General features: G+C 37.2%; 11 protein-coding genes. 4 read left to right on the forward strand and 7 right to left on the reverse strand.

The window, feature by feature from the left end; genetic code table 11:
* The first annotated feature begins 5 nt into the window (after positions 1-5).
* Positions 6-980: a class 1b ribonucleoside-diphosphate reductase subunit beta gene (gene nrdF / locus ACFINF_RS02380; RefSeq protein ID WP_375619512.1), complete on the forward strand. Its 975-nt coding sequence runs from the start codon at positions 6-8 to the stop codon at positions 978-980.
* Here the strand turns inward: nrdF and prmC are convergent.
* The 4 genes from prmC to secA form a co-directional block, all read right to left on the reverse strand.
* The gene (gene prmC / locus ACFINF_RS02385) at positions 977-1843 is read right to left on the reverse strand and encodes a peptide chain release factor N(5)-glutamine methyltransferase (RefSeq protein ID WP_375619513.1); all 867 of its coding nucleotides are present in this window, start codon (positions 1841-1843) and stop codon (positions 977-979) included. The two genes, nrdF and prmC, sit on opposite strands and share 4 nt — an antisense overlap.
* Positions 1840-2916 carry a peptide chain release factor 1 gene (prfA, locus tag ACFINF_RS02390; protein ID WP_375619514.1) on the reverse strand — a complete coding sequence of 359 codons (1077 nt, stop codon included), beginning with the start codon at positions 2914-2916 and terminating at the stop codon, positions 1840-1842. The genes prmC and prfA overlap by 4 nt, the downstream gene beginning before the upstream one ends.
* A gap of 204 nt (positions 2917-3120) precedes the next feature.
* Complete coding sequence (locus tag ACFINF_RS02395) at positions 3121-3612, reverse strand: Fur family transcriptional regulator (protein WP_375619515.1); 492 nt, start codon at positions 3610-3612, stop codon at positions 3121-3123.
* Positions 3551-6268 carry a preprotein translocase subunit SecA gene (gene secA, locus ACFINF_RS02400; protein ID WP_375619516.1) on the reverse strand — a complete coding sequence of 906 codons (2718 nt, stop codon included), beginning with the start codon at positions 6266-6268 and terminating at the stop codon, positions 3551-3553. The genes ACFINF_RS02395 and secA overlap by 62 nt, the downstream gene beginning before the upstream one ends.
* A 435-nt stretch (positions 6269-6703) precedes the next feature.
* Between secA and ACFINF_RS02405 the strand changes: the two genes are divergently transcribed.
* The 3 genes from ACFINF_RS02405 (at position 6704) to mutT (ending at position 9561) form a co-directional block, all read left to right on the forward strand.
* Entirely contained in the window at positions 6704-7657 is a 954-nt protein-coding gene (locus ACFINF_RS02405) for a peptidylprolyl isomerase (protein WP_375619517.1), read from the forward strand.
* A 129-nt stretch (positions 7658-7786) separates the two neighbouring features.
* The gene (argJ, locus tag ACFINF_RS02410) at positions 7787-9019 is read left to right on the forward strand and encodes a bifunctional glutamate N-acetyltransferase/amino-acid acetyltransferase ArgJ (protein WP_375619518.1); all 1233 of its coding nucleotides are present in this window, start codon (positions 7787-7789) and stop codon (positions 9017-9019) included.
* 128 nt (positions 9020-9147) lie between these two features.
* Positions 9148-9561, forward strand: coding sequence for an 8-oxo-dGTP diphosphatase MutT (mutT, locus tag ACFINF_RS02415; protein WP_375619519.1), 414 nt, complete (start codon positions 9148-9150; stop codon positions 9559-9561).
* A 1588-nt stretch (positions 9562-11149) separates the two neighbouring features.
* On the opposite strand, the gene ACFINF_RS02420 is transcribed toward mutT, so the two are convergent.
* From ACFINF_RS02420 to coaA, 3 genes are all read right to left on the reverse strand, one after another.
* Positions 11150-12013, reverse strand: a complete 864-nt coding sequence (locus ACFINF_RS02420; RefSeq protein ID WP_375619520.1) for an NlpC/P60 family protein — start codon at positions 12011-12013, stop codon at positions 11150-11152.
* Between the two features lie 157 nt (positions 12014-12170).
* On the reverse strand, positions 12171-13544 hold the full coding sequence (locus ACFINF_RS02425; RefSeq protein ID WP_375619521.1) for a M17 family metallopeptidase: 1374 nt from the start codon (positions 13542-13544) through the stop codon (positions 12171-12173).
* Positions 13545-13557: 13 nt separating this feature from the next.
* Positions 13558-14556 carry a type I pantothenate kinase gene (coaA, locus tag ACFINF_RS02430; protein WP_375619522.1) on the reverse strand — a complete coding sequence of 333 codons (999 nt, stop codon included), beginning with the start codon at positions 14554-14556 and terminating at the stop codon, positions 13558-13560.
* Between the last annotated feature and the right edge of the window lie 36 nt (positions 14557-14592).

A 14592-nucleotide genomic window follows, 5' to 3' on the forward strand; every position in this document is an offset into this window, starting at 1 on the left:
ATCATATGACAAAGATTACAACCAAAAATCCTGTTGTGTGCGCTGTTAATTGGAATAGATTACATGATGAGAAAGATCTTGAAGTATGGAACCGCTTAACTGGGAACTTTTGGTTACCTGAGAAGGTTCCACTTTCCAATGATATTCCCTCATGGTCAAGCTTAACAGATGAAGAACGTAAATTAACAATTCGTGTTTTTACAGGACTAACGCTTTTAGATACAATTCAAAACACTGTCGGAGCCATTTCGCTTCTGGCTGATGCAATAACAGAGCATGAGGAGGCAGTGTTGACGAATATTGCTTTCATGGAAGCGGTTCATGCACGTTCTTATTCCTCTATTTTTTCAACCCTTTGTTCAACGGTTGAAGTTGATGATGCGTTTAGATGGTCAGAAGAAAATATTCATTTGCAGAAAAAGGCTAGATTAGTACTTGAGCGTTATGAAGCAAATGATCCACTTAAGAAAAAAATTGCTTCGACTTTGCTGGAAAGCTTTTTATTTTATTCTGGTTTTTATTTGCCCATGTATTGGGCTAGTCGCGCTAAGTTGACCAATACAGCAGATCTCATTCGATTAATTATTCGTGATGAAGCAGTCCATGGTTATTATATAGGTTATAAATTCCAATTGGGCTTTGCAAAGCTTGATGAAGCCAAAAAGAAAGAAACTAAAGATTTTGCTTTTAACCTGCTCTTTGACCTTTATAATATCGAGTGCAAATATACTGAAGATCTTTATGATGCACTTGGATTGACAGAAGATGTTAAAATTTTTCTTCATTATAATGCTAACAAGGCTTTAATGAATTTAGGTTTTGAAGCTCTTTTTCCCCCTGAGGTTTGTCGTGTTAATCCCGCTATTTTGGCAGCTTTATCACCAAACTCTGACGAAAATCATGACTTTTTTTCAGGGGCAGGTTCTTCTTATGTCATTGGCAAGGCGGTTGCTACCACGGATGATGATTGGGAATTTTAATGTTTGCATGCAAATAGAAGTGCGCGGGGTATTCCACTTAGATCTTTACGCACTTCTAGACATTGAAAACCATTTTTTTCAAATAAATTACAGACTTCATTTTCTTGAGAGTAACCAATTTCAACAGCGACATAGCCGTTTTCTTTTAAGTAGTTGGCTGCTTCATGGGCGAGTTTTCGATAAAAATAAAGTCCATCTTCCCCTCCTATCAGGGCGCGCAATGGGTCATGTAAGCGCACTTCTTTTGCAAGTTTTTTGATATCTTGTGCGGGAATATAAGGTGGATTGGAAACAATGAAATCAAAGCGATCTGCGACAGCATCAAACCAGTTGCTAAGAAGAGGTGTGAAGCGGTGTGCTACTTCAGCATTCTTTGCATTTTTTTTCGCTGTTTTAAGGGCATCTTCAGAAATATCGACTGCCACCGCATAGGATTGGGGAATTTGTTTAAGGAGTGTAATGGCAATGGCGCCACTTCCTGTTCCCATATCAAGGAATGTTGTTCTTCTCAAATTTTCGACCTGTTTTTGGAGAAAAGGGAGAACAAGATCTATCAGCGTTTCTGTATCAGGACGAGGTTCTAACGTCTCTTGAGACAATGTAAAAGATATACCATAAAATTCTCGCGCTCCTATAATACGGTAGACGGGTTCGCCTGCAATACGCCGTTGTAAAACCTGTTCTATTTGTATAATATGCTCAGAAGACAGATGCATATCTGGTTTAGAAATTCTTTCAGCAGCATTTATTCCTGTTATCCATTCAATGAGTATTTTCGCATCGAGATCGGCTTCAGCAATTCCATTCGTGCGCAATTTTTCTTGCATTTGTTGGATGACATTCTTGAAAGAATATTTGCTCAATTATTATCCATTTCCATCAGTAATGTTGTTTGATGATCTGAGATGAGTGCATGAAGAAGCTCATCAAGATCTCCCTCTAGAATACGATCAAGCTTATACAAGGTTAGATTAATACGGTGATCCGTGACACGTCCTTGTGGAAAATTATAGGTACGAATACGTTCTGAACGATCACCAGAACCAACTTGGCTTTTACGAGAAGCTGAACGTTCACTTTCCGCTTTCTGTCGTTCGATATCGAATAAGCGTGCCCGTAAAATTTGAAGGGCTCGTGCTCGGTTTTGATGTTGTGATTTTTCTGCTTGTACGACCATAATTCCTGTTGGAATATGCGTGATACGAACAGCTGAATCCGTTGTATTAACATGCTGTCCTCCTGCTCCAGATGCACGCATTGTGTCAATACGAATATCTTCAGGGCGAATATCAATATCAATTTCTTCAGCCTCCGGAAGGACTGCAACGGTAGCAGCAGATGTATGGATACGTCCACCGGTTTCTGTTTCGGGGATGCGTTGCACACGATGAACCCCTGATTCATATTTCAATTTAGAAAAGACACCTTTTCCTGAGATAGTAGCAATAATCTCTTTATATCCGCCAACTTCTCCCTCACTGAGTGAAATGACTTCTACTTTCCAATGGTGAGCATGGGCATAACGTTCATACATGCGGAAAAGGTCACCAGAAAAAAGTGCTGCTTCTGATCCACCCGTTCCTGCTCGAATTTCAACAATAGCGTTTTTTTCATCAGCAACATCTTTAGGCAAAAGCAGAATCTGGAGTTCTTTTTCAAATTGTTCTACTTTTTTATATAACAATGTTAGCTCTTCTTGGGCAAGATTACGCATCTCTATATCTGTTTGTTTATCATTGATAATCATTTCTAATTCTGTAATCTCTCCGTAAAGAGCATTTAATGCGCGTATAGAGGCAATAACGGGTTGTAGTTCTGCATATTCAGAAGCTAATTTGACATATGTTTCAGCATTTGGATTAGTCGTCATTTGGCTTTCAATTATTTCAAAGCGCTTTTCAAGCTGTCTCATACGATCTTGTGGCAAAGAAACCATGATAATATTAGCCTAATTTTTCGTAATACAATTTTATAATTTTTTGTTATAATACTGGCAAAGAATTACCGTATAGCATCATACAAAAAGAGGGAATAGAGCAAAATTTTTTTTTGCCAATAAAAACTATTATATTTTAAAGGTAAATTTTTATAAAACTTGATTTGCCTGAGGTATTTTATCTAATGATATATAATCACTTTTTTAAGAGTTTTTTTTTCCATAAAGTTCAAGGCGGTGATGAATAATATCATAGCCAAGGGACTTTGCAATTTCCTCTTGCAGCTTTTCAATAACATCAGAATGAAACTCGATAACTTGTCCTGTTTCTATATCAATGAGATGATCATGATGTTGCCCATCTGCTTGTTCAAAACGAGATGGACCACCACTAAAGCTATGGCGATGAATTGTTCCATTTCCTTCTAATGTTTTCATGGTTCGATAAACAGTTGAGAGTGAAATACTCGAATCTATTTTGTTTGCACGCTGAAAAATTTCAAATGCATTGGGATGGTCATTTGTATCAGTCAAAATATCAAGAATAACTCGTCGTTGACGTGTTACTCTTAAACCAGCTGTGCGCAATTCTTGCTCATAATTTCGCTTTTTATTCATTTTCATAGTTTGCTTTTCAAACAAAGGCTCCATGACAGTGTTTGTATTTTTTCTCTGAACCACAAGGACAACGCTCATTACGTCCAACTTTTCCCCATGTGGTTATATCATTAGGGTCACGATCTTGTGGATTAACAAATCTATTTTCTTGTGATCGTGCCCATAAGGTGGGAGCATTTTCTTGACTTTGATCATTAAAGACAGAAGAAGCAGCATCAGTTTGCTCAGGCATGGCTGGTTCTGTAGGTTGTTGAATGATTTCAAAGCGCATAAGCTTAGAAGTGACAATTCGGCGCAAATTTCTCAACATACTTTGAAAGAGTTCAAAAGATTCTGTCTTATATTCATTGAGCGGATCCCGCTGCGCATAACCACGAAAACCAACAACAGAACGCAAATGGTCTAAACTCACCAGATGTTCACGCCATAACGTGTCAATAGTTTCGAGTAATACTGCCTTGTGAAAATAAGCCATAACTTCTGGAGAATAGCGTTCAGTACGTTCATTTTCAAGTTTTGTAACAGCATCTGATACACGCTCCAAAATTTGCTCCTCGGCAATTCCATCTTCTTTTGCCCATTCTTTTACTGGAAGCTCAAGATTAAAGAGTTGTTGAAGTTCTTCTTCGAGAGTTTTTACATTCCATTTTTCAGAATATGTCCCTGATGGAATATAAGCCTCTACGAGATCCTCTACGACTTCATTGCGCATTTCAAGGATCATTTCTGATAAATCATCTGCGTTCATGATCTCCATACGCTGTTCAAAAATAACCTTGCGTTGATCATTCATGACATCATCATATTTTAGCAGATTTTTACGAATTTCAAAGTTTCGTGCTTCGACCTTTTTTTGTGCTTTTTCAAGGGCTTTATTAATCCATGGATGGATAATAGCTTCATTTTCTTTCAATCCAAGTTTTTGAAGCATACCATCCATACGATTGGAGCCAAAGATACGCATAAGATCATCTTGAAGAGAGAGAAAAAATTTTGAGCGACCTGGATCGCCTTGGCGACCAGAACGTCCACGAAGCTGGTTATCAATACGACGGCTTTCATGACGTTCCGTTGCAATAACGTAAAGACCACCAGCCGCTAAAGCTTTGTCTTTAAGCCTCTGAACATCTTTTTTTATTTCTTCAATTTTAGCTGTCCGCTCTGGACCTTCGGGGATATCCTGTAACTCTTGTCGAATGCGCATTTCAACATTACCACCAAGCTGTATATCCGTACCGCGTCCTGCCATGTTGGTTGCGATGGTAAGAGCTCTAGGAACTCCTGCTTGCGCAATGATGTACGCTTCTTGTTCGTGATAGCGAGCATTTAAGACTCTAAAATCGGTAATGCCTTCTTTTCGCAAACGCTCTGCCAATTGTTCTGACTTCTCAATAGAGGTTGTTCCAACAAGAATAGGCTGTTCTTTTTCGTGTGCTTGACGGATATCACGTACAATTGCCCGATATTTCTCTTCTGCTGTTCGATAAATTTCATCATCTTCATCAATACGTTGTATTGGCAAATTTGTAGGGACTTCGACAACGTCAAGACCATAAATATTTCTGAATTCTTCGGCTTCTGTTGTTGCAGTTCCAGTCATTCCAGATAATTTCCTATACATACGGAAGTAATTTTGGAAAGTGATGGAAGCAAGTGTCTGGTTTTCTGGTTGAATAGCAACATGCTCTTTAGCTTCTAACGCTTGATGAAGTCCTTCAGAATAACGCCGCCCAGGCATCATTCGCCCTGTAAATTCGTCAATAATAACGATTTCATCATTGCGAACAATGTAATCTTTATCGCGAGCAAACAGTTTATGAGCTTTTAGAGCATTATTGACATGATGAACGATAGCGACATTTTCTATGTCATAAAGACTTTCACCTTTAAGATGTCCAGCTTGTTCGAGCATTTTTTCAATTTTTTCAGTACCAACTTCGGTAAAAGTCGTTGTTTTTTGTTTCTCGTCTATTTCATAGTCTTCTGGAGTTAAGGCAGGAATAAATGTATCAATGAGGTTATAAAAGTCAGTACGATCTTCTAGAGGACCGGAAATAATAAGTGGTGTACGGGCTTCATCAATAAGAATCGAATCAACTTCATCAACAATTGCGTAATGATGTCCACGTTGGACCATTTGACTACGATCGAAGGCCATATTATCACGCAAATAATCAAAACCTAGTTCATTATTTGTGGCATAGGTGATGTCGCATGCATAGGCCTCTCGGCGGGCATCACTATCAAGATCATGAAGAATCACGCCTGTTGTAAGCCCTAGAAAACTAAAAATTTTCCCCATTGTTTCAGCATCACGACTGGCGAGATAATCATTTACTGTCACAACATGAACGCCTTTACCTTCCAATGCATTGAGATAAATTGGTAAAGTTGCCATTAATGTTTTACCTTCACCAGTACGCATTTCAGCTATGCCACAGTCGTGAAGGACCATTCCACCAATAAGTTGCACGTCAAAAGGACGCATGTCATAAACACGTTTTGCGGCTTCACGAACAGTTGCGAAAGCTTCTGGTAAGAGCAAATCAACACTTTCACCTTCACTAAGACGTTTACGAAAGGCATCTGTTTTTTGGCAAAGCTGCTCATCACTTAATTTTACAAATTGTTCTTCCAAAGCATTAATTTGTGCAACTTTTTGGCGGAGTGCTTTGAGACGTCGCTCATGAGCTGAACCAAAAAACTTACGGGCAAAAACACCTAAACTGACCATCTCTGGCCCTTTCTTTTAATTGTTGTCACTCTTGTTGGGTAATTCATACGCTTTCCCCGTACTCTACATTTTCTTCAAGTTATCTGATATGATTAGAGACATCATGAAACGCAGATGGTACCATTATACTTGTTGGTGTGCAATTTTTCACTTTAATTGTAAAGTAGAGATAAGAGGCTAAGCGCTCTATGTCAACTTTAGGTACGCTATTTAACTGATACAATACAAAGTAATTTAAGATACAATATGTCATTTTTCTCTATTATCATGTTTTTCATCTGCATTAGATAGGATTGGAGCAACTGAGATAAAAGGATAATTCTATACTTTTTTAAAATAAAATTACTAATTTATTTCTCTATGTTTAAAGGTTAAAGTGTTATGGTAAAGAAAATTGGAATCTTGAACCTGCCTTCATTTTTAAGGAGTATATTTATGAAATTTAAATTTATCACGCTTTTTTTAGCATCAACTTTATTGGCAAGTACAAGTTTAGGAGTGAGAGCCCAAGAAGGTTTGAATTCATCGTCGAATGATTTAAAGACTTTGGAGAAAGCTTCTGAAAAAGCCGTTTCTCCTTCTCATGTTATGGCGGTTATTGATGGGAAAAATATTACAGCAGGCCAATTAGATGATTTAGCGCTTGAAATAAATCCTAATTTAGTACGCTTTCCTGATGAACAACGCCGTATGATGGTTCTAAAAGCTTATTTAGATATGCAGGCACTTGCAAAAGAAGCAAGAAGCAAAGGTCTTGATAAGACAGAAGCTTACGATAAACGTATGGCAGTCATGCGTGACAATGTTCTTCAACAGCTTTATTTTAAACAGGCGATTGTTGACAAAATCTCGGATACTGATTTGGAAGCTCTTTATAAGCAAGAAGTCGCTGCTTTACCTAAAGAAGATGAAGTTAAAGCGCGCCATATTTTGGTCAAAACGAGAAAAGAAGCAGAAGCTATCATTAAGCATTTAAATAAAGGCGAAAATTTTGAAGAGATTGCAAAGAAAAGTTCAACAGATGGTTCTGCTGCCGTTGGGGGTGATCTTGGTTATTTTAGCCATGGTCAAATGGTCAAGCCTTTTGAAGATGCTGCATTTGGTTTGAAAATTGGCGAATACACTAAACAACCCGTTGAAAGTCCTTTTGGTTGGCATATTATTAAATTAGAAGATCGTCGTTTGAAACAACCGCCTGCATTTGATGATGTTAAAGAGATGTTGCGGACACAACTGATAAAAAAGCGCTATCAAGAACTGATTGTTGATTTGCGTAGCAAGATAGATGTGAAATACCCTGATCCTAATGTTACAAAAATCATGGAATCGCTTCATCAAAATGGGACGCTACTTCCCGATGAGACATCGGATGAAGAGGATACGGAATAGCTAGGAAAAATAACTAGATAGCCTCTTTAATAGATAATTTGCTAGGTTAGTTTTGTTCAAAAAACCTAGCAGTTTTCTATGAGAGCTTATTGATCTGCAATCATTTCATTTTTTTACAGAAAGCATATTGTGGTGTTGAAAATTTCTCCTTTGTCGCCTCAAAAGATCCAGGAGCTTTCTCCCTTATCTGGGGTACGGATAGCAACAGCTGAAGCTGGGATTAAATATAAAGATCGTACAGATCTTCTTTTCATCATATTCGATAAGCCAGTGAGTGTGGCCGGTGTTTTTACTCGTTCAAAATGTCTATCTGCCCCTGTAGAGCATTGTCGTGCATCACTTCCTCATGGGGTTGCGAGGGGTGTTGTCGTGAATTCTGGAAATGCAAATGCTTTTACAGGAAGCAAAGGAAAGCACACAACCAATGAAATCATCTGTGCAGCAGCGAATGCTTTAAAGGTTAGAGAAGATGAAATTTTTATAGCTTCTACGGGTGTTATTGGTGAGCCAATGGAAGCATCGGGTATTGTCAATCTTTTACCAAGTATGGCAGAGACAGCAGAAGAGGGAAATTGGTTGGAAGCTGCAAAAGCCATAATGACAACAGACACATTTCCAAAACTTGCGACGCGCACTTTTGACTGTGGGGGAGAGAGTGTTACCATTAATGGAATTGCAAAAGGTGCTGGTATGATCGCACCCGATATGGCGACAATGCTGTCGTTTGTGGTTAGTGACGCTACTATTTCTTCGGATGCACTCCAATCCATGTTATCAGAGGCAGTTGAAGGTTCTTTCAATTCAATTACTGTTGATAGCGATACCTCAACTTCAGATACGCTTATGTTGTTTGCGACAGGAAAAGAACATTTTCCATGTCTTACAAGTAAATCTGATCCGCGTTATGGAGTTTTTGTGAAACAATTGAGTGCGCTTCTGCATGAACTTGCACTACAAGTTGTTTGTGATGGCGAAGGTGCTCGTCATTTAATTGAAGTTAATGTGATGGGTGCTACAACAAACAATGCAGCTAAAACTATTGCTTTATCAATTGCAAATTCACCGCTCGTAAAAACAGCTATTGCCGGTGAAGATGCGAATTGGGGGCGGGTCGTTATGGCAGTTGGGAAGGCCGGTGTTGAAGTTGATCGTGATCTATTGACGATTTGGTTTGGTGAGCATCGTGTGGCTGTGAATGGCGTACGAGATCCTGAGTATTGTGAAGAGACAATAGCTACTTATATGCAAGGTAAACACATTACAATTTGTGTTGATATCGGTTTGGGTAAGAGCACGGCGACGGTTTGGTCTTGCGATTTAACAAAAGAGTACGTTATGATCAATAGCCATTACAGAAGTTAATGGGTGCACTCTCTATATTTAACTGTCTATTATTTTTTTTAAGAGAATGAGATATGTGAGTTTTTTTTTGAGGTAAGGGAATATACTAGAAAGAGACAGTTATCTTTATATTCTCATTGGAGAGTGATATGTGTATAAAAAGTTCCCTTTTTCTTGTTGTTGCATGTGCACTGTTAGATCAAAATAATTGTGTTTTGCTTACCAAGCGTCCTGAGGGAAAATCGCTGGCTGGTTTATGGGAGTTTCCTGGTGGAAAGGTTGAGCAAGGTGAAACTCCAGAAATTTCATTAATTCGTGAACTAGAAGAAGAGCTTGGTATATATGTTCAGGCAAATAATTTATTACCTTTAACGTTTGCGAGCCATAGCTATGCAACATTTCATCTCTTGATGCCGTTGTATCTTTGTTATCATTATGAGGGAGTTGCGCAAGGAAGAGAGGGGCAAAGTTTAGAATGGGTTTTTATTAATGATCTTGATAAATACCCTATGCCTGATGCTGATAAACCATTGATTCAGGTATTGAAAAAACATCTTCTTTAATGTGTTATAAGAAGGAAATATTGTTTAAATATAATTCAATATATTGATTTAAAATGATAATTTATAAATTTTATGTTGAATGGTAAAGTCCAGAGTCGTAAAAAAAATTTTCATTCCAAACTTGTTTATGTTGAATCAATCAAAATCATTTGCTTGCACGTTCCAAGCGGGGAAAGTCATGTGGATAAAATTATTTAAGAAAGAAATAAAATACGTGCTGAAAGAACACTACTCCAGTAGCCAAGGGTCATCGCAACATTAAGAATTGGCAAAGTGTATAATGATGCCTTTTCACACGTCTCATTGTGAAATGAGTTTGGGTGGACTGAGGGATATCAGGAGTATTTATTTCATGAGATATCGATAATAGGAAAAATTTTAAAAAATGCTTAAAAAAACGTTTTGTGTTTGTTGTTAGAGATTGTTTACATGACCAAAAGCTTAATTATTATTGCAATACATGATTATATAATAACATATTTTTTTATAAGGATAAATTCCCCTTTATTTTTCTTGATGTTATACGATTTCTCAATCAAAAAATGTTCAATAACGTACGAATAAAAAGAGTGGTATGTAATTTGAAAAACAATTTTAAAACAAATAAAACATATGGTTAATGAATTATTAAATATAAAAGAAAAACATGAAAAGAATACTTCTTAGGGAATTATATCATGGTACCTTATATAGTATGAGAGATAGAGATATAGTATGAGATGTAAAGAAAAAATCTACTTAAGTAATTATATAAATGAGAAATATACATAACATGAGAAAGATATTATTTTTGTATATTTAAAAACCATAAAACTGAATGGAAAAAGAAATGATAAAGCTGCGTAATAAGTTCTATTGTCATTTTTTTGAAAAGAAAAAGCTTATTTCTCTATTGGTTTGTAATAAAGGTATTTGAAACAGCGAAATATGATAATATCAAGAATTATGATTCAAGTTATGTAATACGATTTATGATTGACTATATGATATTTTAATGAGTGTTATTCAATAAGCCGGTTTATGAGTTTTCTCAGTATTTAAATATAGACGAATATTAATGAAGATTTTTAAATGAATTATGAACTTTAAGAAAAGATCAAAAAATGTTGCTTTTGATTAAGAGGGGCACGTTCTTTACGTAATACAGAACGGCATTGTGTTGCATATTCACGCGTTTGTTTAAAAGAGGTATCTCGCAACGCTCCAAAGCCTATTTCGTGCGGGCACTAGTGAATAGTATAATGTTAAAGCCCCCATGTAAATAATGTAAAATCTATAGAGCGCCACTATCTTTACGCTTATGAAGGAGTAAGCTGGTCCCAATGTTATTACGCTAGTTCTTGGCATTTGAGAGCATTCAGAAGGGATATTTTTTCTTTTCGTAATCATTTCCACTTATACATTAATTCCGTTTGTGATGAACAAGCAAGCGATTTTGATTGCTTCAACATAAAAACAGATTTGAAATAAGAGAATTTTACGATATTTAAAATTTTTGACACAGAATGAATGATGGATAATTATCTTTATAAATCAATTTATTATATAACAAAACATTCAATTAATTATTTTTTATAGGAGGCATGTATTAAGTTTCTTGCATTGGACGACGTTTTGCGATGGGATATTGATTTTTTTTAGCAATACGCGTAATTGCCTCTTCCAATGGCTCGATCATAACGTCCATGGAAAAACCATTTGCATGAATAATATTTTCATGATCAACCATAATAGCAACATGATTTTTCCAAAAAATTAAATCGCCTCGTTGAAGTTTATCAGTATCTGTAAGAGGACTGCCTATAGTTTCTTGCTGCATATCGGTGTCACGTAAAACTATTTGACCGGTCATCATCATAGAGAGCTGAATGAGTCCCGAACAATCAATTCCAAAACCGCTGACACCACCCCAAAGATAAGGTGTACGGATAAAGGTTTCTGCAACTGTGACATAATCTTCGTATACACGTCCAATAGGGCTGAGATGGCTCGTAATGATTGCTGTTCCATTTTCAAGAATAGAATACATTGTGTCACGGACTTCAATTTCATCAACAACACTGACTTTGCTTCCCATAGATAACGGAGATATTCTTGGTCCACGTAAGTCAGCGTGTAAATATTTAAATGTACGTGGTACTGAAACTACATGCGTTTGTTTTATAGTTGATGTACAAAGGGCTGTTGTATCAATATAACCAACATAACCATCTTTGAGTGATTGCCCCCACGACATCGTCTCCCCTTGTTCAAAAATGAGAAGTTCTTCTCCCAATAAGCATTCTGTTTGTCTTTCACTTTTTTTACTATTTTCTTTAAAAAGTCCAGCGACCGCTGTATTAACACGTCTTTTTTCACCTTGAACAAAGCGCTGGGCTGTAATTTCTGTTTCAAGACGTTGATCTGCTAGATCATCTCTGAATGCATAAAGCCTTGGGTCTTTAGAGATCATCTTTTTGCTTCCATTTTGTTACTTCTTACCTTTAAACAAACTCATGAAAACTCTATTGGTAAGGTTTTTATCCTCAAACAAAACTAAGAACACAGTTTAAAACGATCGCAATTATTCTTTAAGATGCAAAATTGTCTATCTTTGTGGGTATTGTGTGTCAAACTTCATTTTTAAATATATTATAAAGGGCACGAATAGTTTGTGCTGATCCACCAATAGGATATCCTGGTTTTTCTTTTGGAACCCATCCATAAAGGTCAAAATGCGCAAAATGTTCAGCTTTTTCAACAAAAGAATTAAGAAATAAAGCAGCCGTTATAGAGCCAGCAAAGCTATTTCCAGTGACATTGTTAAGATCAGCAATTGGTGATGATAACATCTCTTGGTAAGGTTTCCAAAGGGGCATTTGCCAAAGAGGATCAAAAACAGCGTGAGCAGATTCAGAGATTTGTTGTGCCCATATTGAATCATTACAATAAAATGCGGGAAGATCTGGTCCTAATGCTATACGCGCTGCCCCTGTTAAAGTAGCCATACAAAGCATGAATTGTGGACTTTCTTCATCACCATAGGCGAGCGCATCGGCAAGGACAAGTCGCCCTTCAGCATCTGTATTACCAATTTCAACACTTAAGCCTTTACGACTTTTGAGAATATCACCTGGTCGGTAAGCATTCGCAGAAATTGCATTTTCTACAGCTGGAATCAAAACACGTAGACGGAAAGGCAATTTCGCATCCATAATAAGTTTAGCCAATCCCAAAACGTTTGCTCCGCCCCCCATGTCTTTTTTCATAAGCAACATGTTATTGGCTGATTTAATATCGAGTCCTCCCGTATCAAAAGTTACCCCTTTGCCTACCAACGTTATTTTAGGATGATGTGCTTGCCCCCAGTGTAACTCAATCAGTCGCGGTGCAGTACTGCCTGCTCGTCCTACAGCATGAATCATCGGAAAGTTATGGGTTAAGAGATCATCTCCACAAATACTTTGGACATGAGCACCGTAGGTTTTTCCTAATTTTCGTGCTTCTTTTTCGAGAGTATCAGGGGTCATATCATTGGCTGGAATATTGATGAGATCACGGACGAAAAAGACAGCTTCATAAATTCGTTGGAGTTCATTAAGATCAACGGCCTCATTGACATGGATGGACAATGATTTGAAAGAAGAGTTTTGACGATAGCGATTAAATTGATAGCTACCGAATGCTAATCCAAGATAGGTATTTATTTCATCAGAGGTTGTACCTTCTAAATGCCATTGACCAGCAGGAAGTTTTTGAGCAAGCCGTCCTGTGATAAAGGGATCGTTCCCATTGCCAATTCCAAATAAAACTTTTTTTAAATGCCCCGTTTCGTGAGGAACAAAGAGTATTTGTCCTGCTTTACCAGTAAAGTCATTAACTTTTATCCATGCTGTTGTTGACGCATCAAGTGATAAGTTGGCAAGAGTTCTTTGGTTTACCAAGATGATAGGGCAACTGTTATCGATACGCGTTGAGGTAAAATGAATGTGATAGTGCTGCATAGTTATGAGATCCTTATAGTCTTCTAAGTGCGACATACTCGACCAAATGATTTTTTCCTTTTCGTAGAATGAGGTTGGATCGTGGTCGTGTTGGCAATATATTTTCTTGTAAATTTTTTAAATTAATTGTTTGCCAAAGATTCTCAGCGACTTTTGAAGCTTCTTCTTCACTCAACAATGCATAACGATGAAAATAGGATTCAGGATTTTTAAAAGCTGTTTTACGCAAACGTTTAAAGCGCTCTAAATACCAGTGACGAATGACTTCTGTTTCGGCATCGACATAGATTGAAAAATCAAAAAAATCTGATACGAAAGGAATAGCTTTTCCATCTTTAGGAAGATCACTGACCTGTAATACATTAATACCTTCAACAATTAAAATATCAGGACGGTCAATGGTAATTGTCTGATTTTCTAGAACATCATAAGTCATATGTGAGTAAAGCGGGGCACGGACATTTCCGATACCTGCTTTTATAGCCGAAAGAAAGCACAGCAATTTTTTAATGTCATAGGAATCAGGAAATCCTTTACGATTCATACGATTTTTTTGCTGTAAGATTGCATTAGGATAGAGAAAACCATCCGTTGTGATCAGATCAACTTTAAGACTAGATGTCCATCGTTTCAACAGTTCTTGAAGAATGCGAGCCGTGGTTGATTTTCCTACTGCTACAGAACCAGCAATTCCAATAATAAAGGGCGTTTTTCTACTCTCTTCTTGATGGAGAAACTGCTGACGTTTGTGAAAAAGTTCCTGTACTGCTTCAACATGGCATGATAACAGACGCGATAAAGAAAGATAAATGCGTTGGACTTCTTTAAGATCGATAGGATCATCAATAGAGCGCAAACGCTTAATTTCATCAAAAGTCAAAGTAAGAGGTGTGTCTGCACGAAACTCTGACCATTCTTGTGCAGTAAAAACACGATAGGGTGAATATCGGTCAGAAACGCATTTGACCAGATTATCTTCCTGATTAATTTTTTGTATAATCGTATCAATCATTTGTATTGGTCGAGAATTTTTTGCCGCAGCAATCGA

It is taken from the genome of Bartonella sp. TS25HLJMH (assembly GCF_042193505.1).
GTDB classification, from domain to species: domain Bacteria; phylum Pseudomonadota; class Alphaproteobacteria; order Rhizobiales; family Rhizobiaceae; genus Bartonella; species Bartonella grahamii.

What these genes read in the sequence shown, in the direction of transcription:
- nrdF (WP_375619512.1), top strand. Translation starts at nt 6, where the DNA reads ATGACAAAGATTACAACCAAAAATCCTGTTGTGTGCGCTGTTAATTGG.
- prfA (WP_375619514.1), bottom strand. Translation starts at nt 2,916, where the DNA reads ATGGTTTCTTTGCCACAAGATCGTATGAGACAGCTTGAAAAGCGCTTT.
- ACFINF_RS02395 (WP_375619515.1), bottom strand. Translation starts at nt 3,612, where the DNA reads ATGAGCGTTGTCCTTGTGGTTCAGAGAAAAAATACAAACACTGTCATG.
- secA (WP_375619516.1), bottom strand. Translation starts at nt 6,268, where the DNA reads ATGGTCAGTTTAGGTGTTTTTGCCCGTAAGTTTTTTGGTTCAGCTCAT.
- ACFINF_RS02405 (WP_375619517.1), top strand. Translation starts at nt 6,704, where the DNA reads ATGAAATTTAAATTTATCACGCTTTTTTTAGCATCAACTTTATTGGCA.
- mutT (WP_375619519.1), top strand. Translation starts at nt 9,148, where the DNA reads ATGTGTATAAAAAGTTCCCTTTTTCTTGTTGTTGCATGTGCACTGTTA.
- ACFINF_RS02420 (WP_375619520.1), bottom strand. Translation starts at nt 12,013, where the DNA reads ATGATCTCTAAAGACCCAAGGCTTTATGCATTCAGAGATGATCTAGCA.
- ACFINF_RS02425 (WP_375619521.1), bottom strand. Translation starts at nt 13,544, where the DNA reads ATGCAGCACTATCACATTCATTTTACCTCAACGCGTATCGATAACAGT.
- coaA (WP_375619522.1), bottom strand. Translation starts at nt 14,556, where the DNA reads ATGATTGATACGATTATACAAAAAATTAATCAGGAAGATAATCTGGTC.